Annotated in this window: 25 protein-coding genes and 1 pseudogene; 12 read left to right on the forward strand and 14 right to left on the reverse strand. The window is 61.6% G+C overall.

The genetic code is table 11. From position 1 onward, the window contains the following. Window positions 1-26: 26 nt before the first annotated feature. The 8 genes from E2K80_RS15515 to paaI form a co-directional block, all read right to left on the reverse strand. Complete coding sequence (locus E2K80_RS15515) at window positions 27-515, reverse strand: L,D-transpeptidase family protein (RefSeq protein ID WP_135375812.1); 489 nt, start codon at window positions 513-515, stop codon at window positions 27-29. 69 nt (window positions 516-584) lie between these two features. Further along, window positions 585-1,445 (reverse strand): SDR family oxidoreductase, encoded by an 861-nt coding sequence (locus tag E2K80_RS15520; protein ID WP_443216536.1) that lies wholly within the window; start codon window positions 1,443-1,445, stop codon window positions 585-587. Further along, complete coding sequence (gene queG / locus E2K80_RS15525) at window positions 1,442-2,473, reverse strand: tRNA epoxyqueuosine(34) reductase QueG (RefSeq protein ID WP_135375814.1); 1,032 nt, start codon at window positions 2,471-2,473, stop codon at window positions 1,442-1,444. The genes E2K80_RS15520 and queG overlap by 4 nt, the downstream gene beginning before the upstream one ends. Beyond that, window positions 2,470-3,135, reverse strand: a complete 666-nt coding sequence (gene fzlA, locus E2K80_RS15530; RefSeq protein WP_135375815.1) for an FtsZ-binding protein FzlA — start codon at window positions 3,133-3,135, stop codon at window positions 2,470-2,472. The genes queG and fzlA overlap by 4 nt, the downstream gene beginning before the upstream one ends. 54 nt (window positions 3,136-3,189) lie before the next feature. Beyond that, window positions 3,190-3,927: a monofunctional biosynthetic peptidoglycan transglycosylase gene (gene mtgA / locus E2K80_RS15535; protein WP_135375816.1), complete on the reverse strand. Its 738-nt coding sequence runs from the start codon at window positions 3,925-3,927 to the stop codon at window positions 3,190-3,192. Between the two features lie 109 nt (window positions 3,928-4,036). Beyond that, the gene (locus tag E2K80_RS15540; protein WP_135375817.1) at window positions 4,037-4,612 is read right to left on the reverse strand and encodes a TetR/AcrR family transcriptional regulator; all 576 of its coding nucleotides are present in this window, start codon (window positions 4,610-4,612) and stop codon (window positions 4,037-4,039) included. A gap of 5 nt (window positions 4,613-4,617) precedes the next feature. Beyond that, entirely contained in the window at window positions 4,618-5,928 is a 1,311-nt protein-coding gene (paaK, locus tag E2K80_RS15545) for a phenylacetate--CoA ligase PaaK (protein ID WP_135375818.1), read from the reverse strand. Beyond that, on the reverse strand, window positions 5,928-6,359 hold the full coding sequence (gene paaI / locus E2K80_RS15550) for a hydroxyphenylacetyl-CoA thioesterase PaaI (RefSeq protein WP_135375819.1): 432 nt from the start codon (window positions 6,357-6,359) through the stop codon (window positions 5,928-5,930). Before paaI ends, paaK begins: the two co-directional genes overlap by 1 nt. Before the next feature lie 78 nt (window positions 6,360-6,437). On the opposite strand from paaI, the gene paaZ reads away from it, so the two are divergent. The 7 genes from paaZ to E2K80_RS15585 all read left to right on the forward strand — a co-directional run bounded on the left by paaZ (window position 6,438) and on the right by E2K80_RS15585 (window position 12,993). Further along, complete coding sequence (paaZ, locus tag E2K80_RS15555; protein WP_443216561.1) at window positions 6,438-8,465, forward strand: phenylacetic acid degradation bifunctional protein PaaZ; 2,028 nt, start codon at window positions 6,438-6,440, stop codon at window positions 8,463-8,465. A 9-nt stretch (window positions 8,466-8,474) separates the two neighbouring features. Then, the gene (locus tag E2K80_RS15560; RefSeq protein ID WP_135375821.1) at window positions 8,475-9,281 is read left to right on the forward strand and encodes a PaaX family transcriptional regulator C-terminal domain-containing protein; all 807 of its coding nucleotides are present in this window, start codon (window positions 8,475-8,477) and stop codon (window positions 9,279-9,281) included. Window positions 9,282-9,356: 75 nt separating this feature from the next. Further along, window positions 9,357-10,340 carry a 1,2-phenylacetyl-CoA epoxidase subunit PaaA gene (paaA, locus tag E2K80_RS15565; protein ID WP_135375822.1) on the forward strand — a complete coding sequence of 328 codons (984 nt, stop codon included), beginning with the start codon at window positions 9,357-9,359 and terminating at the stop codon, window positions 10,338-10,340. A gap of 80 nt (window positions 10,341-10,420) precedes the next feature. Beyond that, window positions 10,421-10,705, forward strand: coding sequence for a 1,2-phenylacetyl-CoA epoxidase subunit PaaB (paaB, locus tag E2K80_RS15570; RefSeq protein ID WP_135375823.1), 285 nt, complete (start codon window positions 10,421-10,423; stop codon window positions 10,703-10,705). Beyond that, window positions 10,705-11,451 (forward strand): 1,2-phenylacetyl-CoA epoxidase subunit PaaC, encoded by a 747-nt coding sequence (paaC, locus tag E2K80_RS15575; RefSeq protein ID WP_135375824.1) that lies wholly within the window; start codon window positions 10,705-10,707, stop codon window positions 11,449-11,451. The genes paaB and paaC overlap by 1 nt, the downstream gene beginning before the upstream one ends. Beyond that, the gene (paaD, locus tag E2K80_RS15580; protein ID WP_135375825.1) at window positions 11,445-11,933 is read left to right on the forward strand and encodes a 1,2-phenylacetyl-CoA epoxidase subunit PaaD; all 489 of its coding nucleotides are present in this window, start codon (window positions 11,445-11,447) and stop codon (window positions 11,931-11,933) included. The genes paaC and paaD overlap by 7 nt, the downstream gene beginning before the upstream one ends. A gap of 10 nt (window positions 11,934-11,943) precedes the next feature. Further along, complete coding sequence (locus tag E2K80_RS15585; RefSeq protein ID WP_135375826.1) at window positions 11,944-12,993, forward strand: 2Fe-2S iron-sulfur cluster-binding protein; 1,050 nt, start codon at window positions 11,944-11,946, stop codon at window positions 12,991-12,993. Between the two features lie 99 nt (window positions 12,994-13,092). Here the strand turns inward: E2K80_RS15585 and E2K80_RS15590 are convergent, their stop codons facing one another. Next, window positions 13,093-13,818 (reverse strand): class II aldolase and adducin N-terminal domain-containing protein, encoded by a 726-nt coding sequence (locus E2K80_RS15590; RefSeq protein ID WP_135375827.1) that lies wholly within the window; start codon window positions 13,816-13,818, stop codon window positions 13,093-13,095. A gap of 228 nt (window positions 13,819-14,046) precedes the next feature. On the opposite strand from E2K80_RS15590, the gene E2K80_RS15595 reads away from it, so the two are divergent. Continuing rightward, window positions 14,047-14,952, forward strand: a complete 906-nt coding sequence (locus E2K80_RS15595) for a LysR family transcriptional regulator (protein ID WP_135375828.1) — start codon at window positions 14,047-14,049, stop codon at window positions 14,950-14,952. A gap of 143 nt (window positions 14,953-15,095) precedes the next feature. Here E2K80_RS15595 and E2K80_RS15600 read toward each other — a convergent pair whose 3' ends face one another. Genes E2K80_RS15600 through E2K80_RS15615 form a run of 4 tightly spaced genes read right to left on the reverse strand, consistent with a single transcriptional unit; the run spans window position 15,096 to window position 18,125 of the window. Further along, window positions 15,096-16,085, reverse strand: coding sequence for an OmpA family protein (locus E2K80_RS15600; RefSeq protein ID WP_135375829.1), 990 nt, complete (start codon window positions 16,083-16,085; stop codon window positions 15,096-15,098). Next, complete coding sequence (locus E2K80_RS15605; RefSeq protein WP_135375830.1) at window positions 16,082-16,657, reverse strand: peroxidase-related enzyme; 576 nt, start codon at window positions 16,655-16,657, stop codon at window positions 16,082-16,084. Before E2K80_RS15605 ends, E2K80_RS15600 begins: the two co-directional genes overlap by 4 nt. Continuing rightward, the gene (locus E2K80_RS15610; protein ID WP_135375831.1) at window positions 16,654-17,400 is read right to left on the reverse strand and encodes a GNAT family N-acetyltransferase; all 747 of its coding nucleotides are present in this window, start codon (window positions 17,398-17,400) and stop codon (window positions 16,654-16,656) included. Before E2K80_RS15610 ends, E2K80_RS15605 begins: the two co-directional genes overlap by 4 nt. After that, window positions 17,397-18,125, reverse strand: a complete 729-nt coding sequence (locus E2K80_RS15615) for a competence/damage-inducible protein A (RefSeq protein WP_135375832.1) — start codon at window positions 18,123-18,125, stop codon at window positions 17,397-17,399. The genes E2K80_RS15610 and E2K80_RS15615 overlap by 4 nt, the downstream gene beginning before the upstream one ends. A gap of 48 nt (window positions 18,126-18,173) precedes the next feature. Here E2K80_RS15615 and sfsA point away from each other — a divergent pair, with 48 nt between their 5' ends. From sfsA to radC, 3 genes are all read left to right on the forward strand, one after another. Next, entirely contained in the window at window positions 18,174-18,890 is a 717-nt protein-coding gene (sfsA, locus tag E2K80_RS15620; RefSeq protein ID WP_135375833.1) for a DNA/RNA nuclease SfsA, read from the forward strand. 69 nt (window positions 18,891-18,959) lie between these two features. Further along, window positions 18,960-19,769, forward strand: a complete 810-nt coding sequence (map, locus tag E2K80_RS15625; protein WP_135376651.1) for a type I methionyl aminopeptidase — start codon at window positions 18,960-18,962, stop codon at window positions 19,767-19,769. A gap of 36 nt (window positions 19,770-19,805) precedes the next feature. Next, the gene (radC, locus tag E2K80_RS15630; protein ID WP_135375834.1) at window positions 19,806-20,579 is read left to right on the forward strand and encodes a RadC family protein; all 774 of its coding nucleotides are present in this window, start codon (window positions 19,806-19,808) and stop codon (window positions 20,577-20,579) included. Between the two features lie 24 nt (window positions 20,580-20,603). On the opposite strand, the gene E2K80_RS15635 is transcribed toward radC, so the two are convergent. Continuing rightward, window positions 20,604-21,056: an NUDIX hydrolase gene (locus tag E2K80_RS15635; RefSeq protein ID WP_135375835.1), complete on the reverse strand. Its 453-nt coding sequence runs from the start codon at window positions 21,054-21,056 to the stop codon at window positions 20,604-20,606. Window positions 21,057-21,170: 114 nt separating this feature from the next. On the opposite strand from E2K80_RS15635, the pseudogene E2K80_RS15640 reads away from it, so the two are divergent. Beyond that, window positions 21,171-22,147: pseudogene (locus E2K80_RS15640) on the forward strand (KpsF/GutQ family sugar-phosphate isomerase). Window positions 22,148-22,219 lie beyond the last annotated feature (72 nt).

The raw sequence follows: 22,219 nt of genomic DNA on the forward strand, positions 1-22,219 counted from the left end.
GAGAAACCGTTTAAGGCAGGGGTGTTTTAGGGAAAAATGTCGATGATGGTGCCGGTGTTTACCATCGCGTAAATCTGCCGCATCTCTGCATTGGTCACCGCGATACAGCCCCAGGTCCAGTCATCGGTGCGCCGAAACGGGCGCGGCGTGCCATGGATAAAGATATCTCCGCCCGGTGATTGCCCAAGCGCGGCGGCTTCGGCCCGGTCGGCGTCATTCGGATAGCTGATGCCGATGGACAGGTAGAAGTCGCTGTTCGGATTGCGCCGGTCGATGTAATAGCGCCCTTCGGGTGTGCGCCCGTCGCCTTCCACCTGCTTGTCACCGGCAGGCGCAAAGCCAAGCTCGAACTCATAATGCTCCAACAGCGTCTGATTGTGGAACAGATACATCTGACGGCTGCTTTTATGCACCTCGATCCGGGTCACCTCGGGGCCATCATAACTGATGAAACGGGAACAGGCCGCACTGCCAAGCAGAAGCGTAATAAGGAATACCCAGTTCAGAAACCGCATCTCATTGCCCTGTCTGCCTGCTCGATTATTGATTTCAGGGATACAGCAAGACTACCCATCAAGAAATCGTTAATCGTCTGTCTCGGCTGCCAGAAGCGCCTCCAGACCTGTGTGATAGTCGGGATAGCGCAGGGTCACGCCCAGCTCCTCGCGGATGCGCCTGTTCGCAACCCGCTTGCTTTCCGCATAAAAACTGCGCGCCATGGGCGACATTTCGGCCTGATCAATCGGCAGATCCGGCGGCACGGGCCGGCCCAGAAGCCTGGCGGCATAGGCGATCACATCTTCGGGAGGGGCGGGCAGATTATCGCAGACATTATAGATCGCGCCCGGATTGGGGCGCTGGATCGAGGCCAGCAGAACCTGCGCGATATCCTCCACATGGATGCGGGAAAACACCTGACCCTGTTTGATGATCCGCCGGGCCGTGCCGCGCCGCACCTTGGCAAATGGCCCGCGCCCGGGCCCGTAAATCCCGGCCAGCCGGAAGATATGCAAAGCCGCCCCGGTTTCCGCGGCCAGATCCTGCCAGGCGGTTTCGGCGGCAACCCGCGCCCGGCCCCGGTCGGTTGAAGGCGCCAGCGCTGTTTCCTCGCTGACCCATCCGCCCTGATGATCGCCGTAAACCCCGGTGGTCGACAGATAGCCGATCCAGGTTTTCTGCCCGGCAATGGCTGCGATATCCTCTCGCAGGGCGGCCAATACCGGGTCGCCCCCGGCCCCCGGCCCGGCAGAGACAAGAATATGCGTGGCCCGCGCCAGATCGTCGCGCAGATCATCGCCGGGAAATATCCGCGCCGTGACGCCTTTGGCCCGCAATGTCTCTGCCTTGTCGAGGCTGCGCGTTGTGGCAATCACCTCTGCGTCGCCGGGCAGAAGACGCGCCAGCGCCCGCGCCGAATAGCCATGACCAAAGCTGAGCAGGATCATCGCAATCTCTCCACCGCCCAGGCCGCGGCATCCGCCACCGCCGCATCCGGGTCACCCAACAGGCTCTGCGCCGCAGGTTCGAGCCGTTTCAGACCGCTATTGCCAATCGCATAAAGCACATTGCGCACAAACCTGTCCCGCCCGATCCGCTTGATCGGGGAGCCTGAAAACAACGCCCGGAACCCGGCATCATCCAGGCGGGCCAGATCCTCCAGCGCGGGTGCCTGCAAATCTGTCCGCGCAGCATAGCGCAACTCTGTCGCGTCCCGGGCAAATTTGTTCCAGGGACAGACCGCCAGACAATCATCGCAGCCATAAATCCGGTTGCCCATCTGCGCCCGCAACGCATGCGGCACCGGGCCCTTATGTTCAATCGTCAGATAGGAAATGCAGCGCCGCGCATCCAGTTGAAACGGGGCCGGAAAGGCCTTGGTCGGGCAGATATCCAGACAGGCGGTGCAGGATCCGCACGCCTCGGTTTCCGGCTCATCGGGAGGGAGCGTGATGGTCGTGAAAATCGCCCCCAGAAAGAACCAGCTTCCCAGATCCCGGCCAAGCAGATTGGTATGTTTCCCCTGCCAGCCCAGACCGGCGGCCTGGGCCAGCGGTTTTTCCATCACCGGCGCGGTATCGACAAATACCTTGATCGCCTCATCCGGGCGCTCTGCCAGCAGCCAGCGGCCAACACGTTTCAGGCGCTTTTTGACCAGATCATGATAGTCTCTGTTGCGGGCATAAACGCTGATCGTGGCGCGGTCGGAGTGTTCCAGATCCGCCAAAGGGTCGCTGTCGGGTGTGTACATCTCGGCCAGCATGATCACCGACCGCGCATCGGGCCAAAGCGCTGTCGGATCGCCGCGCCATGCCATCCGGTCTTCCAGCCAGCCCATCTGCCCATGCCGTCCCCTAGCCACATAATCGGCCAGCCGTCCGGCCGCCTGCGGGATCGCATCGGGCCGGCACACTCCGAGTTTGGCAAAGCCCGCAGCGGTGGCTTCAGCCTCCAACGCCTTGCGCAGATCGCTCAAAAGTCCAGATTTGCGTAATGCGGCGGCTGGATGAACCCCGGCACCTGATCGGCCAGAATTGACCGGAACGCGGGCCGCGATTTGATCTTGGCATACCAGTCCTTCACAATCTCTGACCGGTTCCAGTCCACGTCGCTGATGTAATCCAGACAGCTGAGATGTGCCGCGGCGGTGAAATCTGCCAGCGTCATCCGGTCCCCTGCCAGCCAGCGCCGGTGATCCAGCAGCCAGTTCATGTAATCCAGATGAAACTTGATCTGCTGCGCCCCGGTCTTCACCGCTTTCCCGTCGGGATAGCCGCCGCGCATGATCTTCTTGTTCACCCGCTCATAAACCAGATTTGCGGTCACTTCGCTGTGGAATTTGCCATCAAACCACCCGCAAAGCCGCCGCACCTCGGCCCGCGCCTTGGGGTCATTGGGCATCAGCTCCGGCTCGGGCACGGTGTCCTCGACATATTCGCAGATTGCCTGGCTATCGCTCAGCATCAGCCCGTCAATTTTCAGGACAGGCACTTTTCCTGCCGGATTACGGCGCAGAAACTCGGTGGAGGGTTCCCAGTATTTCTCTTCAACCAGTTCCACATCAATCTTCTTTTCCGCCAGAACCAGACGGACCTTGCGGCAAAAGGGGGAAAGGGCAAAATGATAGAGGCGCGTCATAATCTGCTCGTCACGTTTGTTATCTGTCCTGTTTGCCTTGCCGGGCGGTGTTTTTCAATTCGCAAAGCAATCATCGCGGCCATCGGCATGAATGGTCGCCGCCCCGTCAAGGATTTGCCCGGCCCTGCGGCGTGTCGCATCACCGGGGTTCGAGGCGGAACGTCTTTGCGGGCTGGGCAGAATCGCGGCCAGACGCGCGCCCTGAACCGGGGTCAGATCTGCCGCTGCGACCCCGAAATAATGCTGTGCGGCGGCCTCGGCGCCAAACACGCCGGTATCAAATTCGGCCAAGTTCAGATACACCTCCAGCACCCGGCGTTTCGACCAGATCAGCTCCACCACCGGGGTGATCGCAGCCTCCAGCGCCTTGCGGACCCAGGACCGGCCCTGCCACAGAAACGCGTTTTTCACCGTTTGCTGGCTGATGGTCGAGGCGCCGCGGGTTCCGCCATCGGCAATCGCATCGCGGATCGCGCCCATGTCAAACCCCCAATGCAGACAGAAATTCGCATCCTCGGCCGCAACAACCGCGCGTTGCAGATCGGGAGATATCTGTTCCATCGGCACCCAGTCACGGTCCACCCCGCCATGGCGCCAGCTTTGCGAGATCATATAGGGGGTCACTGGCACCGGCACGATGGCATAAAGCGCGACCCAGACAAGGATCAGCCCAAGACTCACCGCCAGCGCCTGCCAGACCCGGCGTACCACATGTCTTATACCCCGCCGCAATCGCGAAGGGTCACGCCGGGTCCCGGATGTCTTTTTTCTGGATGTCGCCCGTTTTGCCATTCTGCCCTATACTCGGGTCTTCTGCTGGCCTCAAATACTCCCGCCGGAGGCAAAACCAAATCCCCAAGATCGCGAAGCAGATCAAGTGTGGCGAAACCGTCCCCACATATTACAATTCACGCACCCCGCCCAGCACCATATCGGTGACCAGATCGCCATAAGCCTCGCGGCTGATCCCCTTGTCGGGCCGGTGCCACATGTAAAACCAGTTCAGCATGCCAAACACCGTCATCGTGACGGCCCGCAGCTCTCCGGTCACACCCACGGCCTGCATCACATCGCTCATCCGGGCGACCAGCCGTCTTTGCAGGTCAATCAGCGGGGCTTTCATCTCTGCCGGCAAGGTATCCAGCGCATCAATCTGCAATTTATGTTCTGCATCCGCATCCCGGTAATTGGCCAGAATCGCCTGCACCAGGGCGCGCAGCTGATCTTCCGGCGCGCCGGTTGCGGGCACATTTTCCACCGCCTGCACCAAAGCGCCCAGATGCCCGTCCAATATGTCGAACAGCAGCGTCTCCTTGCTGCCGTAATAGTGATAGATCAGCGCTTTCGAGACGCCGCAGGCCCCCGCGACCGAGGCCATGGAGGCCCGGTCATACCCGTGTTCCGCGAAATGCACCGCCGCGCCCTTGCGCAGGGCGGCGCGTTTTTCGGCGTGATCTCTGGCAAGCCCGCGTGGCATATGCCCTACCCCTTTGGCCGGTTGTCGATGATCCGCACCGCCTTGCCCTGGCTGCGCGCCAACCCGCCCGCGCCATGGGTGGTGATGGTGACCGTCACGCCGACGCGTTCCTTGATCCGCCGTTTCAGGGTGGTGGCGGCGGTTTCCAGCAGGTCAGAACCTTTTGGCCCCCGGGCGGCCTCTACATGTACGGTCATTTCGTCCATCCGGCCTTTGCGCGCCAGTTCAATCTGGAAATGCGGCGCCAGCCCGGTGATTTCCATCACCTGTTCTTCAATCTGGGTGGGGAAGATATTCACCCCCCGCAGGATGATCATGTCATCGGAGCGCCCGGTGATCTTTTCCATCCGCCGCATGCTGCGCGCGGTGCCGGGCAGCAACCGGGTCAGATCGCGGGTGCGGTAGCGGATGATCGGAAACGCCTCTTTGGTCAGCGAGGTAAAGACCAGTTCACCCTGTTCGCCGTCTGCCACCGGCTGCCCGGTTTCCGGGTTGATCACTTCGGGAAAAAAATGATCCTCCCAGATATGCAGCCCGTCCTTGGTTTCCACGCATTCATTGGCGACACCGGGGCCCATCACCTCGGACAAGCCGTAAATATCCACCGCATGCATGTCGAAAGACTGCTCAATCTCTTCGCGCATGGCGTTGGTCCAGGGTTCGGCGCCGAAAATACCCACAGTCAGCGGCGATTTGCGCGGGTCCAGCCCCTGCTCGCGATAGGCATCGAGGATAGACAGGGCATAGGACGGTGTGACCATGATGGTGGAGGCGCCGAAATCCTCGATCAGGCGCACCTGCCGCGTGGTCATCCCGCCTGACACAGGCACCACCGTACAGCCCAGCTTTTCCGCCCCGTAATGGGCGCCAAGCCCGCCGGTGAACAGGCCATAACCATAAGACACATGCACCACATCGCCCGGCCGCGTGCCGCTGGCGCGCATGGAACGGGCCACAACACTGGCCCAGGTGTCGATATCTTTCGCGGTATAGCCCACCACCGTCGGCTGCCCCGTGGTGCCTGATGAGGCATGAACCCGCGCGACCTGATCCCTTGGCACGGCAAACATGCCGAACGGGTAATTATCCCGCAGGTCCTGTTTCACCGTGAAGGGAAATTTCGCCAGATCCGAAAGCGATGTCAGATCGTCAGGATGCACACCCGCCTTGTCAAACTGTGCCTTGTAAAAGGGTACATTGGCATAGGCATGGGCCAGCGACCATTGCATCCGTGTCAGTTGCAGGGCCTCAATCTCATCCCGGCTGGCAATTTCGATCGGGTCCAGATCGGCCCGTCTGGGCGTCAGGTCCAGCATCAGGTCTCCTCCTCGAAATGGGTGCCTTTGATGCTGCGCGATGCGCCCCTGAACAGGGCCACCTGCCGCCCGTCAGCGCCGGTCACAACCACATCGGTGATGCCATTGCGGCCTTGTTTCGACACTTCCCTTGCTTCTGCGGTCAATGTCTCGCCCGGCTGGCCCGGGCTCAGATAGCTGATCGTGTTATGCTGGGCGACGGTCACCTGGTTGTGGCTGTTGCAGGCAAAGGCAAAGGCGCTGTCGGCAAGGCTGAAAATCACGCCGCCATGGCAGATCTGATGGCCGTTCAGATGCTCGGGCCTGATCATACATGACATCCGGGCATAACCCGGCCCGATATCTTCAAGCACCATGCCGACCCATTTCGATGCGGCATCATCCGCCCACATGGCCTCGGCGCTGCGCCGGGCGCGGTCTTGAGGTGTCATGGCCGTCCTCCCTGTCGATGCAGCTTGACGCAAAGCCGACCAATCGGTCAAGACTGTTCCGCAAGGGAGGATCCTATGATGTTAGAGCTTCAAAGCTTCGCCGCCGGTCAATGGGTCGCGCCAGATGCCGGGGCGCGCCAGATGTTCAGCGCCGTCACCGGCGAGGTGATTGCCCGGGGTGGCGCCACGCTCGACATGCAGGCGATGATCGACCATGCCACCGGGGTTGGCGGCCCGGGCCTGCGGGCAATGAATTTTCACCAGCGCGCCCGGATGCTGAAGGCGCTGGCGCAATATATCGACAGCCGGAAGGAAGAGCTTTATGCGCTCAACCCCCTGTCCGGGGCCACCCGCGCCGATGGCTGGATCGACATTGATGGCGGCATCGGCACGATGTTTGTATTCGCCTCCAAAGGGCGGCGTGAAATGCCCGATGGCGATATCCATATCGACGGCGGGGTCGAACAGCTTTCGCGCGGTGGCAGCTTTCTGGGCCAGCATGTGGCCCTGCCCCTGCGCGGTGTGGCGGTCCATATCAACGCGTTCAACTTTCCGGTCTGGGGGATGCTGGAAAAACTGGCGCCCGCTTTGCTGGCCGGGGTGCCCTGTATCGTCAAACCTGCCACCGCCACCTGCTATCTGACCGAGGCCTGTATGCGGATCATGCTGGCATCGGGTCTGTTGCCCGAGGGGGCGGTGCAACTGATCATCGGCGGCACCGGCGATCTGCTGGATCGTCTGGGGCCGCAGGATGTGGTCAGCTTCACCGGTTCTGCCGATACGGCGCTGATGTTGCGATCAAACCCGCATCTGCTGAAACGCGGCACCCGGTTCATCGCGGAACAGGACAGTCTGAATTGTTCGATCCTGGGCCCCGATGTCACGCCCGATGCCCCGGAATTCGACCTGTTCGTGAAAGAGGCCGCCCGTGAAATCACCACAAAAGCGGGTCAGAAATGCACCGCGATCCGGCGGATCATCGTGCCGCAGGCCCTGCTGGACCCGGTGGGGGAGGCGCTGGCGGCCCGGTTGCAAAAGACCCGGATCGGTGACCCGGCGCTGGAAACCACGCGGATGGGCGCGCTGGCCGGGGCCGGGCAGAAACGGGATGTGATCACAAATCTTCAGAAGATCGCGGCGGAAGCCCGATATCTGTGTGGGGAGGGGGACGTGACCGAGCTTGATGGCCTCGATCCCAGGACAGGTGCGTTCATGAAACCGGCTCTGTTATGCTGTGCAGAGCCTGATGACGCGCATCATATTCACGAAACAGAGGCGTTTGGCCCGGTTTCCACCCTGATGCCCTATCGCGATCTGGCCCATGCAACCACGCTGGCCAATCGCGGTGGTGGCTCTCTGGTCGCTTCTGTGATCACACATGACCCGAAGGTGGCGCAGACCGTATTGCACAATTCCGGTGCCTGGCATGGGCGGCTTTATATCAATGACCGTGACAGCATGGGCGAGGCGACGGGCCATGGCTCCCCCCTGCCGCATATGATCCATGGCGGGCCGGGGCGCGCGGGCGGCGGGGAAGAGATGGGCGGTATCCGTGGGGTGATGCATTACATGCAGCGCGTGGCGGTGCAGGGCAGCCCAAGGATGCTGACCGCAATCACCGGCCAATGGGTGCCGGGGGCGGAGGAGATCACGCCCGAAACCCATCCGTTCCAGCTGACCTTTGACGAGATCGAGATCGGCCATACGATCAAAACCGCCGCGCGGGAGGTGACGCTGGAGGATATCGAACATTTCGCCCATTTCACCGGTGACACATTCTATGCCCATTTGGATGACAGCGCCGCTGCCGCGAACCCGTTTTTCCCGGGCCGTGTTGCCCATGGCTATCTGCTGCTCAGCTTTGCCGCCGGGCTGTTCGTGCAGCCCGATCCCGGCCCGGTGCTGGCCAATACCGGCCTGAATGCGTTGAGCTTTCAGAAACCGGTCAGCCCCGGGGATCAGCTTTGGGTGCGTCTGACCGCCAAACGCAAGACCCGCCGTACCGAGGAGTATGGCGAGCTGCGATGGAACGTGACGCTCTACAATCAGGATGATGAACAGACCGCGGAATATGAGCTTTTGACGATGGTGTGCTATTCCCGCTAAATCAGCGTGATGACCGATTTGCTGCAACCGCTTCTTGACGATTATCTGCATGATCAGGGCCGCTTGCGGGTCTGGTCGCTGATCGTGACCATTCTGGGGGACACGGTTGAAACCCGGCAGACCACCATCCCCACCACCCGGCTGGGCCTGTTGCTGGATCGGCTGGGTGTCAGCCAGGCGGCGCAGAAAACCGCCCTGTCCCGGCTTGTGAAAGACGGCTGGGCCGAGCGCAGCAAGGAAGGCCGGAACACGTTTTACGGCTTTACTGACAAGGGGCGGGAGGCGTTTGTGCCGGCCTCGCGGCTTGTCTATGCTGCACCCAGAGAGGAGGAGCCGGTGCATTGGCTGATGGCTGTCTCTGACGATCCGCGCGGGGTGCCGATTGCCCCGGGGATAGGCCTTTGGCCGGTGGATTTCGCGCCTCGTGTGCGAGGGTTTTCCGTGGCGGGCTGGATCGACACATTGCCCGGGGATTTGCAGGTCGTCACCGCCGATCATCAAAAGGAAACAGACATTCTGACAGCGCTTTTGCGCTATCTTGAGGTAACATTTTCCCCCGATACAAAGCTTGATGCCCTGGCGGCGCGGACGGTTCTGATCCATCGCTGGCGGCGCTATGTTCTGCGGCACCCGGAAATACCGGAAAAACTTGCCCCCGAAGGATGGGCCGGGCTGACATTGCGGGCGAAACTGGGCGCTGCCTATTGGGCGCTGACCGGGTCGGCAGAGGATTGGTTGCAGGCCCCGGGCGACGGGTTTCGCGCCCTGCAAATCCCGGGCCGGGCCTATTGGCAGAGGTTCGGATATCAAAAATAGGTTACAAAAAATCATTGATTCAGGATTTTTTGTAACCTATTTTCAGGTCACACACGGGACCCGGGAGGAGATCGGATGTATTCTCAAGGATTGATTGGCGCTGACAGCAGCTCTGACGAGACGCCCGAATTTCTGGCGCGGTTTCAGGCGCGCATTGATGCGGAAGAGAAGATCGAACCCAATGATGCGATGCCCGAAGGCTATCGCCGGACCCTGGTTCGTCAGATCGGGCAACACGCCCATTCCGAGATTGTGGGCATGCTACCCGAGGGGAACTGGATCACCCGCGCGCCCTCGCTGAAACGCAAGGCGGCGCTTCTGGCGAAGGTGCAGGATGAGGGGGGCCATGGTCTTTATCTTTATGCGGCGGCTGAAACGCTGGGCGTGTCGCGCGAGGAGATGACCGAGGAACTGCTGTCGGGCAAAGCCAAATATTCCAGCATTTTCAACTATCCAACCCTGTCCTGGGCCGATATCGGCACCATTGGCTGGCTGGTGGATGGCGCGGCGATCATGAACCAGATCCCGCTGTGCCGCTGTTCCTTCGGGCCCTATGCGCGGGCGATGATCCGGGTCTGCAAGGAAGAGAGTTTTCACCAGCGGCAGGGCTATGAGATTGTGATGACCCTGGCACGCGGCACCGGGGCGCAGCGCGAGATGGCGCAGGATGCGCTGAACCGCTGGTGGTGGCCATCGCTGATGATGTTCGGGCCCCATGACGCGGAAAGTGAGCATTCGGACCAGTCGATGGCCTGGAAGATCAAGCGTTTTTCAAATGATGAACTGCGCCAGAAATTCATTGATGCAACCGTGCCGCAGGCCGAGTTTCTGGGTCTTTCCGTGCCGGATAAGGATCTGAAATGGAACGCGGAAAAGGGCGGGTACGACCATGGGGAGATTGACTGGTCCGAATTCTGGCGGGTCGTCAAGGGCGGCGGTGTGATGAATGTAGACCGGATCAGGGACCGCAAGGCGGCCTGGGAAGATGGCGCCTGGGTGCGGGAGGCGGCCCTGGCCCATGCCGCGAAGCGGGCGGCGCGCAAGCAGGCGGCAGAGTGAGATGAGAGTGCGGGAGCGAGGGGTTTTGCACCCCTCGCGCTCCCCGCAGCGTATTTGAAACAAGAAGACGGAGGGCGGCTATGGCGGATGCGACGCCGTTATGGGAAGTGTTCATCCGGCCCCGGAACGGGCTGGCGCATAAGCATTGCGGATCGCTGCATGCCGCCGATGAGGTTCTGGCGCTGAATGCGGCGCGCGATGTCTATACAAGGCGCGGCGAAGGGGTGAGCATCTGGGTGGTGCCGTCTGTGGCGATCACCGCAAGCGACCCGGATCAGGCGGCGGAGAATTTCGAGCCGACAGCGGACAAGATTTACCGCCATCCGACCTTTTACGAGATCCCCGAAGATGTGGGGCATATGTGATGGCCTTGCTGGGCGCGGTTCTGGAACTGGCCGATGATCATCTGATCCTCGGCCACCGGATTTCCGAATGGTGCGGCCATGCGCCGATGCTGGAGGAGGATCTGGCCCTGCCGAATATGGCGCTGGATCTGATCGGGACGGCGCGGGTGCTGTATGAGTATGCCGCGACGCTGGAAGGCAGGGGCCGGTCAGAGGATGATCTGGCGATGCTGCGGGTGGAGCGGGAATATCGCAACTGCCTGCTGGTGGAACGCCCGAACGGGGATTTTGCACAGACCATGCTGCGGCAGCTTTATTTCGCAGCCTTCATGGAGCCGTTCTGGACTGCGGCTTTAACCTCGACTGATGAGGTGATCCGCGGGGTGGCGGGCAAGGCGGTGAAGGAAATGGCCTATCACATCCGCCATGCGGGGGAATGGGTGATCCGCCTGGGCGACGGAACGCAGGAGAGTGCGGCGAAGATGCAGGCCGCAGTGCTGGACTTGCATCGCTTCACCGGGGAGCTGTTTGAAAGCAGTGAGGATGCGGCGGTGTGCGAGGCCGGGGCTGTCTTGCCGGTACGTGCCGGGATGCAGGCTGAATGGGATCGGGTGATTGCGATGGTGTTTGGCGAGGCGCTGCTGGAGGTGCCCGAGGTGGCGTATCCGCAGGCCGGTGGCCGTGCCGGGGTTCATGGTGAGCAGCTGGGTCATCTTCTGGCTGAGATGCAGTATCTGCAGCGCGCCTATCCGGGGGCGGAATGGTAACGGCTCTGGACCAGAAACGCGCCTGGGTAGCGGCGGCCGCAGTCCCCGACCCGGAAGTGCCTTGCGTGAATGTGGAGGAGCTTGGCATTCTGCGCAGCGTCGATCTGGTCGAGGGCGTGGCGGTGGCCCGGGTGACGCCCACCTATTCCGGGTGTCCCGCCACCCTGGCGATCGAGATGGCGATCGAGATGGCCTTGCGCGATGCGGGCTATGAGGCGCGGATCGAGCGGGTTCTGACGCCCCCCTGGACAACGGACTGGATCACCGAGGCGGGTCGCAAGAAGCTGAGTGCCTATGGGATCGCCCCGCCGGTGGAGGCCGCGGGATCGGTGCGGGCGCTGTTCGGAGAGGTGGCCGTGAGCTGCCCGCTTTGCGGATCAGAGGCGACCGAGCGGATCAGCGAATTCGGGTCAACCGCCTGCAAGGCCCAGTATCGGTGTCTGACCTGCGCCGAGCCGTTCGATTATTTCAAATGCATTTGAGAGGGTGGCGATGTTTCACGACCTGACTGTGGCAGAGCTGCGACCCGAAACCGATGGGGCGGTGGCGATCTGTTTTGACGTGCCCGAGGCGCTGAGCGATGTGTTTGCCTATGCGCCGGGGCAGTATCTGACCCTGCGGGCCAAGGTTGCGGGGCAGGATTTGCGGCGCAGCTATTCGATTGCATCCTTGCCGGGGGAGCCTTTGACCGTCGGGGTCAAACGGGTTGAGGGCGGGGCGTTTTCGGAATTTGCCCAGGGTCTGAGCGCCGGTGATGTGCTGCGGGTGATGCCGCCGGAGGGGCGGTTTACCGACCCGGGTTGTGACCGGATGGTGCTGATTGCGGCCGGGTCTGGCATCACGCCGATGGTGTCGCTGGCGGGGGCGGCCCTGGCGCGGGGGGCGGAGGTGGCGCTGATCTATGGCAACCGTCGCACCGATACGATCATGTTCCGCGAAACGCTGGAGGCGCTGAAAGACCGGTATCTGGGGCGGTTCACGCTGGTGCATGTATTGAGCCGGGAGCCTCAGGATGTGGCGTTGCTGTCGGGGCGTGTGGATGGAGAGAAAGTGACCCGTCTGGCGCAGGCCGGTGCGGTTGATCCGGCGGGTGCCGACGGGGTGTTTCTATGCGGCCCGGGAGAGATGATCGACGCGGTTGAGGCAGCGGTGCTGGCGCTTGGTGTGGATCATGCCTGCATTCATCACGAGCGGTTCTTCATGGCCGGAGAAACCCCCCGAATGCCGAAATCAGCCGCGGCAGAGGCGGCTGCGGAAGGCGGGGTGGAGGTTGAGATTGTGCTGGATGGGGCGCGGCGGCAGTTCACCTATACCGGGGAAGATGAGACGGTGATTGCAGCGGCAGAGCGGGCCGGGCTGGACCTGCCCTATTCCTGCCGGGGCGGCATGTGCTGCACCTGCCGGTGCAAGGTGGCGGCGGGCAGCGCCGAGATGGCGGTGAATTATTCTCTGGAACCCTGGGAGCTGGAGGCGGGCTTCACCCTGGCCTGCCAGACGCGACCCACAAGCGAAAAACTGGTGCTGGATTTCGATGCGGCGTGAAGGCTCGCGGCGTGGTCTGTGGTGAGATTGTGGGATGCCTCCGGCGGAAGTATTTTTGAGATAGAGAAGGGGCCCCGGGCGGTTATGGGTGCTGTGGGGTCAGTGGGCATACTCCGGCTCTTCCGTGTCAAGCACGGCGCGGATCTCGGTCAGGAACGCCGCCTCATCCCCGGCGCAGCCTTCCATTTGCGCGGCGGCTTTCGAGGCGATCTCGTCGGATAGCACCCTGAGCGGACGCCCGGTTTGCAGGGCAAGGATATAGGTCCGGGCGGCGCGTTCGAAATAATAGAGGCGGGTGAAGGTCTCGGCCACGGTTTCACCGATGATCAGCACGCCGTGATTGCCCAGGATCAGGGTCCGTACCGAAGGGTCCTGAAACAGGCGCGCGCAGCGGGCGCCTTCGTCTTCCAGCGCAAGGCCGCCATATTCCTCATCCACCACCTGCCGATTGTGGAATATCGCCGAGTTCTGATCGACCGCGGGCAGGCGGCTGTCGGCGAGGCTTGCCAGAACGGTGGCATAGGTGGAATGCACATGCATGGCGCAACGGGCATGGGGCACATGGCGGTGCAGGCTGGCATGCAGGCCCCAGGCGGTCTGGTCCGGCGCGTCGGGGCCGGTGCAGCTGTCCGGGTCATTGGCGTCGATCACCCAGAGGTCCGAGGCCCGGATGCGGGAGAAATGCCGTTTGGGATTGATCAGGAATTCCGTACCATCCGCATTCACCGCCAGTGAGAAATGATTGGCGATGGCTTCATGCATATCTTCCCGTGCGGTCCAGCGAAAGGCGGCGGCAAGATCTTGGCGGGCGGTGAGATGGGTCACTATGGGATGCTCCTGTTCTGCGGGAAGCCTATGGCTGGTCTGCGGATCGCGGCGGGTAGGTTTTCATACATACTTATGGTCAAAATCTGTCATTTCAGGCAAGTATACAGGGGAATGACGCAACCTGTGCCATCAACGATCCTCGGGAATACCCGGCTTCCTCCGCAATCACGCCGTATTTCAGGGTCATGGTCGCTCCAAAGAAAAATGTGAGCAGATGGGTGATTAATGGACCGTTTGACGGAAATGGAAGCGTTCGCCACGGTTGTGGATCAGGGCGGCTTTACCGATGCGGCACGGAAGATGGGGATTTCAAAATCCGCTGTGTCCAAGCATGTGTCGAGCCTTGAGACCCGTCTGGGGGCCCGGCTTCTGAACCGCACCACCCGGCGTGTCAGCCCGACCGAGATCGGCCTTGCCTATTATGACCGGGCCCGCCGGGTTCTGAATGATGCGGGTGAGGCCGATGCGCTGGTCACGGCAATGCAATCTGCGCCCTCGGGTCTGTTGCGGGTCTCTGTGGCGACGGATTTCGGCGTCAATCATCTGTCGCCGGTTCTGGGGTCGTTTTTACGGTCTTACCCCGAAATCACCGTCAATATGATTCTGAACAACCGCTATGTGGAGCTGATCTCGGAAGGGTTCGACCTGGCGATCCGCGTCGGTGAGCTGGAAGACAGCAGTCTGCGGGCCCGCAAACTGACCGAGAGCCATAAACGCATGATCGCCGCGCCCAGCTATTTCGAGCAGTTCGGCAGGCCGGAAAAGATTGACGATCTGAGCGACCACAAGCTTTTGCATTACTCCAATCAGGCCAGCGGGAATGTCTGGAAACTCACCGCGCCCTCCGGTGAGAAACGTCAGGTGCGCACATCCGGTTCGCTGACGGTGAATGATGGGCAATCGCTGTTGAATGCGGCGATTGGCGGGCTTGGTATCGCCTATCTGCCCAGCTTTCTTTATGCAGAGCCGTTGCGTCAGGGTCTGCTGGTTGATGCGATGCCTGACCTGCCGATGGAAGCGCAAGGCATTTATGCGGTGTATCCGCCGGGTCGCTATACGCAGCCGAAAGTCCGCGCATTCATTGATTTTCTTGTAGAGCAGTTTCGCGGCAAAGGCCCCGAAGACTGGTAAGATTTCATACTGTCGCCCCAAGCGTATATTTCGGGGCAAATCCATGGTCCGGTTGGTGTCTGCCAGCCGGGCCATTTTTTAGAGCGTTTCGGATAAAATCTGCGTCTCGCCACCGGTTCTGCATCCATGCAAATGCAAACGCATTATTCGGTGTTTGTCAGCACCACTTCGACCCTGCGATTCCGTTCCCGGCCTTCATTGGTATCATTGGGCGCGCGGGGGGAAAGATATCCAATACCTTCGGCCCGGATCTGTGTGGCGGGAACATTCAGGGCGGACACCAGATAGCTGCGCACCGCAGCCGCCCGTGCCCGGCTGAGCGCGATGTTGTTTTGCAGCGAGCCTTCGGCATCCGTATGGCCCACCAGCACCACGCGCCGGGCCGGGTGACGGATCAGGTAATCGGCCAGCACGGTCAGCGAGGTATTTTCCTGTTCCGGGAGAGCGGACGCCCCGGTCTGGAAGTGCAGGCCTTCCAATGTGGCCCTGCCGGTTGTCTCCAGCGCCGAGATCAGGGTGGCATTGTCAGCGATACCGGCAGTGGCGGAGACGGGCGGTGGCACCGTGCCCTCATCCGCAGGCGCGCGGGTTGACTGGGTGACCTCTGGCACGGGTTCCCCGGGCGGGCTGATCTGAATCATATGGATATAGCCGTTTCCCCCCCCGCGAGAGACCAGAAGCGCCACATCATAGGTGGCATCCCCGGTTTCCTTGCGGGCGGCGAGATAGATGAAATCATCCAGGTCCACATGCATGTCGGGTTCCGGGGCCACATCCATCCCGAAGCGGAAATCGAAGCCGCCGCAATTCTGGTCTGAGCAGGAATACAACACCTCATACCCATCTGTCACAAGCTGCGCCCTGAGCGGGGCCAGCAATTGTGCACAGGTTCCGCCAAAGGGCACGACCTGCCAGACATAGCGGTTTATCTGCCCCTCTTTATCCTGGCTTATCATGCCGCCGGTCGGGCTCCATGGGCCGGTGGGCATCTGGTAACGATCCATCGCTTCGGTCTGATCCAGCACCAGCCGCGCAGCGGCAGGCATGTGCAGGTCCAGCGCCGCGGCGGGTGCGGGCAGGCCAATCACGGCCAGCCCAAGGGACAGAAGGATATGAGGCAGACGGAATGTCACCGATGCTGCCCGTGATAATCCGCATTGGGCCGCATATCTATGGCCGAGGCCATGCGATTGCTCATGCTGTAGAATGAAGCCGTGGCGGCGATATCCCAGATATCGCGGTCAGAGAAACCCACATCGCGCAAGGCCTGGCGATCCTGTTCCTCGATCTTGTAACTGGCTTCGGTCATCAGCACGGCAAAATCCAGCATGGCCCTTTGTCTCGGGTCCAGATCTGCCACGCGATAGTTCATGATCAGCGCTTCGCCCAATTCGGGTTTGCCGGACAGTGCGCGCACAGCCGCGCCATGGGCGGTCAGACAGTAAAAGCAGTGGTTTATGGCCGAAACCACCACCGCGATCATCTCGCGTTCCAGTTTGCTGAGACCGCTTTCGGCCAGCATCACGTCGTTATAAAACCCGGTGAAGGCGTTCAGCTTATCCTCGTCGAACGCATAGGCCGCCAGAACATTGGGGATCATTCCCAGTTTGTCCTGACAGATATCGAAATATTTCTGTGTTGCGTCCGGCAGCGGGTCGAGAGGCGGAAGGTTCAGTGCCGTGGTGTTCGGGTTCGGTTTGGTCATGATGCCTCTGATTTGATACGATAATGATAATGTCCCACAGGCTGGAACCCGAGGGAAGTGTAGAGCGCGTTTGCCGGCAGGTTGGCCTGTGTGACCAGCAGGGTGATATATGTGGCGCCCTGATCTCTGGCCCAGAAACCCATGGCGCGCATCATATAGCGGCCCAGCCCCTTGCGGCGATGGTCAGACAGGGTTTCCAGCGCGTGTATCATGGCAATCTCCCCGTCCATGGCGATGAAACCCGTGCCGGCCGGGTGGTCATCAATCCGCCCGAAAATCGCGGTTTTCGGGCCTGTCACCCGGTGCATGATGGCCAGCCGCGCGGGCCCGATACCGCCTGCGGTCCAGATCTCCTCCTGCGCGGCAAGCGGGGGCCAGATTTCGAAACAGGTTATGGGCGGCGGGCGGTCGGTAGCGATGGCGCCGACCGGTGCAGCATAAAGCGTGACCGGATCCTTGATATGGTAATCCAGGGTGTCCAGCAGAGCATCCAGCGTCGTGTCGCCCTTGCGGATCATGAACAACGGGGGTTGTCCCATTGCCTGCATCGCGGCCTCGGCCCGGGCAACATCCTGTGTTGTCGGCTGGCCCTCGCACAGGGTTGCGGCAGAAACCCGGCTGCCGCCGCCCTGCCCGTTGCGCAAGACCCAGGGGGCCAGCATGCGGATGTCGGCGGCGGGCCATGTCCGGTCGATCACCGGATACAGGTCATGGGCGGCGGGCAGAGATGCGGGCGGGGTCATTGCGCCTCGGGGAAAAGCGCCGCCAGTTCACCGATCACCATATCCACGGCCGCCCCGTCAGAGCTGCGCACCACGATATTGGCGCCAAAGATCCCATCCTGGATAAAGGGGTAAGACCCGATCTCGACCTGCGGATTGGCCTGGGCAAGTGCGGCAAGCGGCCCGGCGATATCGCCCTCGCCACGGGGAATGCGCAGGCTTTGCGACAACAGCGGCGCGCCCCCGGTCAGGCCCGGCAGCACCGAGGCGACCATGGCCCGGAACACAGCGGGCACACCGGCCATCACATGCACATTATGTAAGGTAAAGCCCGGCGCGACAGAGACCGGATTGTCGATCAGCGTCGCCCCGTCGGGAATGCGCGCCATGCGCAGCCGGGCGTCGTTTATTTCGGTGCCCTGACGCTCATAATGGGCCTGCAAAAGCGCGCGGGCATCATCGCGGATGCCAATGGGCACGGCAAAAGCGTCGGCCACGGCCTCGGCGGTGATATCATCATGGGTCGGGCCGATCCCGCCCGAGGTGAAGACCGTGCCATGGCCCGCGCTCAGGGCCTGAACCGCGCCCACAATCGCCTCGTGATCATCGGCGACGATGCGCACCTCGGCCAGGGTGATCCCGTGTTTTGTCAGTTCTCCGGCCAGGTAATGCATGTTTGCATCCCGGGTCCGGCCCGAGAGGATTTCGTCGCCGATCACCAGCATGGCGGCGGTGGGGTTGGGCATTTCAGCGGCTCCTTGCCTGTGCATGGCGACCGGTATAGGGGCTGGACCATGCGCTTTCAAACCCCCCTGGTCCCGGCAGTCCTGATCCGCCGGTACAATCGCTTTCTGGCGGATATCCGTCTGGAGGACGGGCAGGTGACCAGAGCGCATTGCCCGAACCCCGGATCAATGATGGGTCTGAAAGACCCGGACCTGCGGATCTGGGTGGAGCCGAATGACGACCCGAAAAAGAAGCTGCGCTATGGCTGGCGTCTGGTTGAATTGCCGGGCGGGCATTGGGCCGGGATCGATACGGGCTTGCCCAACAGGATTGTGGCCGAAGCACTGGACGCTCGCGCAATCCCGGAATTATCGGCCTTTCCGGTGATCACGCCAGAGGTGTCATACGGGCAGAACAGCCGGGTGGATTTTCTGCTGAGCGGCGGTGATCTGCCCGATACCTATGTGGAGGTCAAAAACGTCACCCTGCGCCGTGCCGGGGATTGGGCCGAATTTCCCGACAGCGTGACAACACGGGGCGCGAAACATCTGGTTGAACTGTCAGAGATGGTGGCGCAGGGCCATCGCGCGGTGATGCTGTATCTCCTTCAGCGGTCTGATTGCACGCGGTTGAAAATGGCCGGTGATCTGGACCCGGCCTATGCACGCGCCTTTGACGCGGCCCGTGCCGCCGGGGTTGAGATGATATGCTATGGCACAGATATCAGCCCGGATGGTATCAGGATCGGCGATAAAATACCGGTTGATATTGCCGCGCAGATTTGATTGCGCCCGATCTGGAAAATTCCGGTTTCATCGCATAAGTTTCGGGAAACCCGAGCCGGAGTGGATTTTTTGGACAGTTTCGAAGGTTATTTGACCAAAGACGGCATCCGTATTCATCGCCCCGAGGATTTTGCGGGCATGCATGCGGCAGGCGCGCTTGCGGCGCATATTCTTGACGAGATGGTGCCGATGGTGCGGCCCGGGATGACCACCGGTGCGCTGAATGACCGGATCACAGCGCTGGTGGAGGCGGCGGGCGCGACCTCGGCCACGATCGGCTATCGCGGGTATCAGCATGCCAGCTGTATCAGTGTGAACCATGTGGTCTGTCACGGGATCCCCGGCGCCAAGGTTCTGAAAGACGGGGATATCCTGAATATCGACGTGACGGTGATTGTGGATGGCTGGTTTGGCGATACCAGCCGCATGTATGTGGCGGGCAAGCTGAACCGGCGGGCCGAACGGCTGATCCAGGTCACCCATGATGCGCTGTTCAAGGGGATCGAGATGGTGAAGCCGGGCAACACGTTCGGCGATATCGGCCATGCGATCCAAAGCTATGTGGAGGCACAGCGGATGTCTGTTGTCCGCGATTTCTGCGGTCATGGTCTGGGCCAGGTGTTTCACGCCCCCCCCAATGTGCTGCATTACGGGCGCCCCGGCACCGCCGCCGTGCTGGAGGAAGGCATGTTCTTCACCATTGAACCGATGGTCAATCTGGGCCGGCCCGAAACCAAGGTTCTGGCCGATGACTGGACGGCGGTGACCCGCGACAAAAGCCTGAGCGCCCAGTTTGAACATTCCATCGGGGTGACGGCGGATGGCTGCGAGATTTTCACCCTGTCGCCGGGCGGCAAATACCACCCGACCTGGGCGTAACGCACTGTTAACCGGTTTTGCGGCAGGCTCGGCGGTATGAGAAGACACCCCGATCAGGTCGCCGAAGCGCCGCTGCCCGGATTTGACGTGACCCGGCCGGTGCGTCTGCCCCGCAAGCCTTCCAAAAACGTCGGAGTGGAGGCGCATCGCAAAGCCCATCGGGACCGGTTGCGCGCCCGTTTCACCGAGGGCGGGTCTGATGCGGTGCCGGATTATGAATTGCTGGAAATGATCCTCTACCGGGCCCTGCCGCGCGGCGATACCAAGCCGCTGGCCAAGGCGCTGCTGAAACAGTTCGGCGATCTGAACCATGTTCTGGCCGCCCCGCCCGCCCGGCTGAAAGATGTGACCGGCGTGGGCGACCGTGTGGTATTCGAGCTGAAGCTGATGGAAGCGGTGGGCCACCGGATGGCGCGCGCAAGGGTGATGAAAAAGCCGATCCTGTCTTCCTGGGATGCGCTGCTGGATTATTGCCAGACAGCGATGGCGCATCGGGAACTGGAACAGTTCCGGGTTCTGTTTCTGGACCGCAAGAATGTTCTGATTGCCGATGAGGCACAGCAGACCGGTACGGTCGATCATGTGCCGGTCTATCCCCGCGAGGTGGTGAAACGGGCGCTTGAACTGAATGCCTCGGCGCTGATTCTGGTGCATAATCACCCGTCAGGCGACCCCACACCATCGCAGGCGGATATGGATATGACCAATGCGATTCGCGATGCGGCAGAGGTGTTGGGCCTTGTGATCCATGACCATCTGATCATCGGCAAGGCGCGGGAGTTGAGTTTTCGGGCAGAAGGATATCTTTGACCTGACGCCTTTCTGCGGCTGGGTTTACCCGGTGTTCAGGCCCGCCATGGCACGGGCGACGAAATACCGGTCTCCTGATACTGCCAGAGTATTCGCGGCCTCCTCCCAGGGCAGAAAGACCGGCCAGTGTCCGGGCTCTGTCGGGGCGGCGATCTGCCGGCCCAGGCTGGCCAGATAGATATGGCATTGCTTCTGCGCCCAAAGGTCGTAATCGGGCATATAGGTGAAGCGGTGAAACATCCCCATCCGGCGTGGGGAACGAAGATGATACCCGGTTTCCTCCATGACCTCACGATGCAGGGCCGCCAGCACGCTTTCGCCCGGGTCGATGCCGCCGCCGGGCAGTTGAAACTCAGGGGTCGGCTGTTCCTGAAACGTGGCCAGAATGCCCTCCCCGCTGGTGATGATCGCATAGACCCCGGCGCGGGGTGTATACTGGCGGTTCGGATCGGGCCGTGGGCCGAAACGGCGGTTCATGTGGGCCTCCATCAGGGCAATCGGCGGGTCTGACCGCTATGCCAGCCCTGCGGGGTTTTGGAAACCCGGCCCCTGTCCTTTGGCAAGCCCTGTCCTTTGGTAAAACCTTGGGCTATGCAAACCGCCATGGACAAGACAGCCGATCAGATGATCCGTGACACCGCCGCCCGCGTACTGCGCACCGAAGGGCAGGCGGTGACCGATATGGCCGAGGCCCTGCCGCCTGATTTCCCGGCGGCGGTTGAGGCGATCCTGAATGTCAAAGGCCGGGTGATCCTGTCAGGGATCGGCAAATCGGGCCATATCGCGCGCAAGATCAGCTCCACCCTTGCCTCGACCGGCACACCTTCGGCCTTTGTGCATGCGGCCGAGGCAAGCCATGGGGATCTGGGCATGGTGATGCCCGGGGATCTGGTGCTTCTGATCTCGAATTCCGGCGAGACTTCGGAACTGGGGGATATCGTTGCCCATGTGGCACGCTTCTCGATCCCGATGATCGGCATCTCGGGCAAGGCCGACAGCACCCTGATGCGCGCCGCAGACTGGTGCCTGACCCTGCCGCAGGCGCCCGAGGCCTGCATTATCGGCATGGCGCCCACCACCTCCACCACGCTGACACTGGCGCTGGGGATGCGCTGGCCGTGGCGGTGATGGAACGGCGCGGGTTTCTGCCCGAACATTTCCGCGCGTTTCATCCCGGCGGCAAGCTGGGCGCACAGCTCAGCAAGGTGGCGCAGCTGATGCATGGGGTGGCGGAACTGCCCCTGGTCCGCAGCTCCAGCACCATGGGCGACACGCTGATCGAGATGAGCGAAAAGAGCTTTGGCATTGCCGGCGTGGTCGAGGATCACAAACTGGTCGGCGTGATCTCAGATGGGGATCTGCGGCGCAATATGGAGGGGCTGATGGCACAGACAGCGGGGGATGTCGCCACGCGAAACCCGCGCTGCATCGGGCCCGATATGCTGGCCGCCGAGGCAATGGCGGTGATGTCAGAGAACAAGATCACCGCGCTTTTCGTGGTCGATGATGCGGGCCGCCCCGTTGGTCTTCTGCATCTGCACGATTGCCTGCGCGCCGGGATCGCCTGACCCCGTCTTGCGGGGGAAAGGTTGCGGTTTTCGAGTCTGATCAAATGCAAACCGCCATGGAAAGCAAAACCG

It is taken from the genome of Rhodophyticola sp. CCM32, assembly GCF_004751985.1.
Lineage (GTDB): Bacteria > Pseudomonadota > Alphaproteobacteria > Rhodobacterales > Rhodobacteraceae > Rhodophyticola.

Coding starts and splice junctions, on each gene's coding strand:
- E2K80_RS15515 (WP_135375812.1), bottom strand. CDS start 515: ATGCGGTTTCTGAACTGGGTATTCCTTATTACGCTTCTGCTTGGCAGT.
- E2K80_RS15520 (WP_443216536.1), bottom strand. CDS start 1,445: ATGATCCTGCTCAGCTTTGGTCATGGCTATTCGGCGCGGGCGCTGGCG.
- fzlA (WP_135375815.1), bottom strand. CDS start 3,135: ATGACGCGCCTCTATCATTTTGCCCTTTCCCCCTTTTGCCGCAAGGTC.
- mtgA (WP_135375816.1), bottom strand. CDS start 3,927: ATGGCAAAACGGGCGACATCCAGAAAAAAGACATCCGGGACCCGGCGT.
- E2K80_RS15540 (WP_135375817.1), bottom strand. CDS start 4,612: ATGCCACGCGGGCTTGCCAGAGATCACGCCGAAAAACGCGCCGCCCTG.
- paaK (WP_135375818.1), bottom strand. CDS start 5,928: ATGCTGGACCTGACGCCCAGACGGGCCGATCTGGACCCGATCGAAATT.
- paaI (WP_135375819.1), bottom strand. CDS start 6,359: ATGACACCTCAAGACCGCGCCCGGCGCAGCGCCGAGGCCATGTGGGCG.
- paaZ (WP_443216561.1), top strand. CDS start 6,438: ATGTTAGAGCTTCAAAGCTTCGCCGCCGGTCAATGGGTCGCGCCAGAT.
- E2K80_RS15560 (WP_135375821.1), top strand. CDS start 8,475: ATGACCGATTTGCTGCAACCGCTTCTTGACGATTATCTGCATGATCAG.
- paaA (WP_135375822.1), top strand. CDS start 9,357: ATGTATTCTCAAGGATTGATTGGCGCTGACAGCAGCTCTGACGAGACG.
- paaB (WP_135375823.1), top strand. CDS start 10,421: ATGGCGGATGCGACGCCGTTATGGGAAGTGTTCATCCGGCCCCGGAAC.
- paaC (WP_135375824.1), top strand. CDS start 10,705: ATGGCCTTGCTGGGCGCGGTTCTGGAACTGGCCGATGATCATCTGATC.
- paaD (WP_135375825.1), top strand. CDS start 11,445: ATGGTAACGGCTCTGGACCAGAAACGCGCCTGGGTAGCGGCGGCCGCA.
- E2K80_RS15585 (WP_135375826.1), top strand. CDS start 11,944: ATGTTTCACGACCTGACTGTGGCAGAGCTGCGACCCGAAACCGATGGG.
- E2K80_RS15595 (WP_135375828.1), top strand. CDS start 14,047: ATGGACCGTTTGACGGAAATGGAAGCGTTCGCCACGGTTGTGGATCAG.
- E2K80_RS15605 (WP_135375830.1), bottom strand. CDS start 16,657: ATGACCAAACCGAACCCGAACACCACGGCACTGAACCTTCCGCCTCTC.
- E2K80_RS15610 (WP_135375831.1), bottom strand. CDS start 17,400: ATGACCCCGCCCGCATCTCTGCCCGCCGCCCATGACCTGTATCCGGTG.
- E2K80_RS15615 (WP_135375832.1), bottom strand. CDS start 18,125: ATGCCCAACCCCACCGCCGCCATGCTGGTGATCGGCGACGAAATCCTC.
- sfsA (WP_135375833.1), top strand. CDS start 18,174: ATGCGCTTTCAAACCCCCCTGGTCCCGGCAGTCCTGATCCGCCGGTAC.
- radC (WP_135375834.1), top strand. CDS start 19,806: ATGAGAAGACACCCCGATCAGGTCGCCGAAGCGCCGCTGCCCGGATTT.
- E2K80_RS15635 (WP_135375835.1), bottom strand. CDS start 21,056: ATGAACCGCCGTTTCGGCCCACGGCCCGATCCGAACCGCCAGTATACA.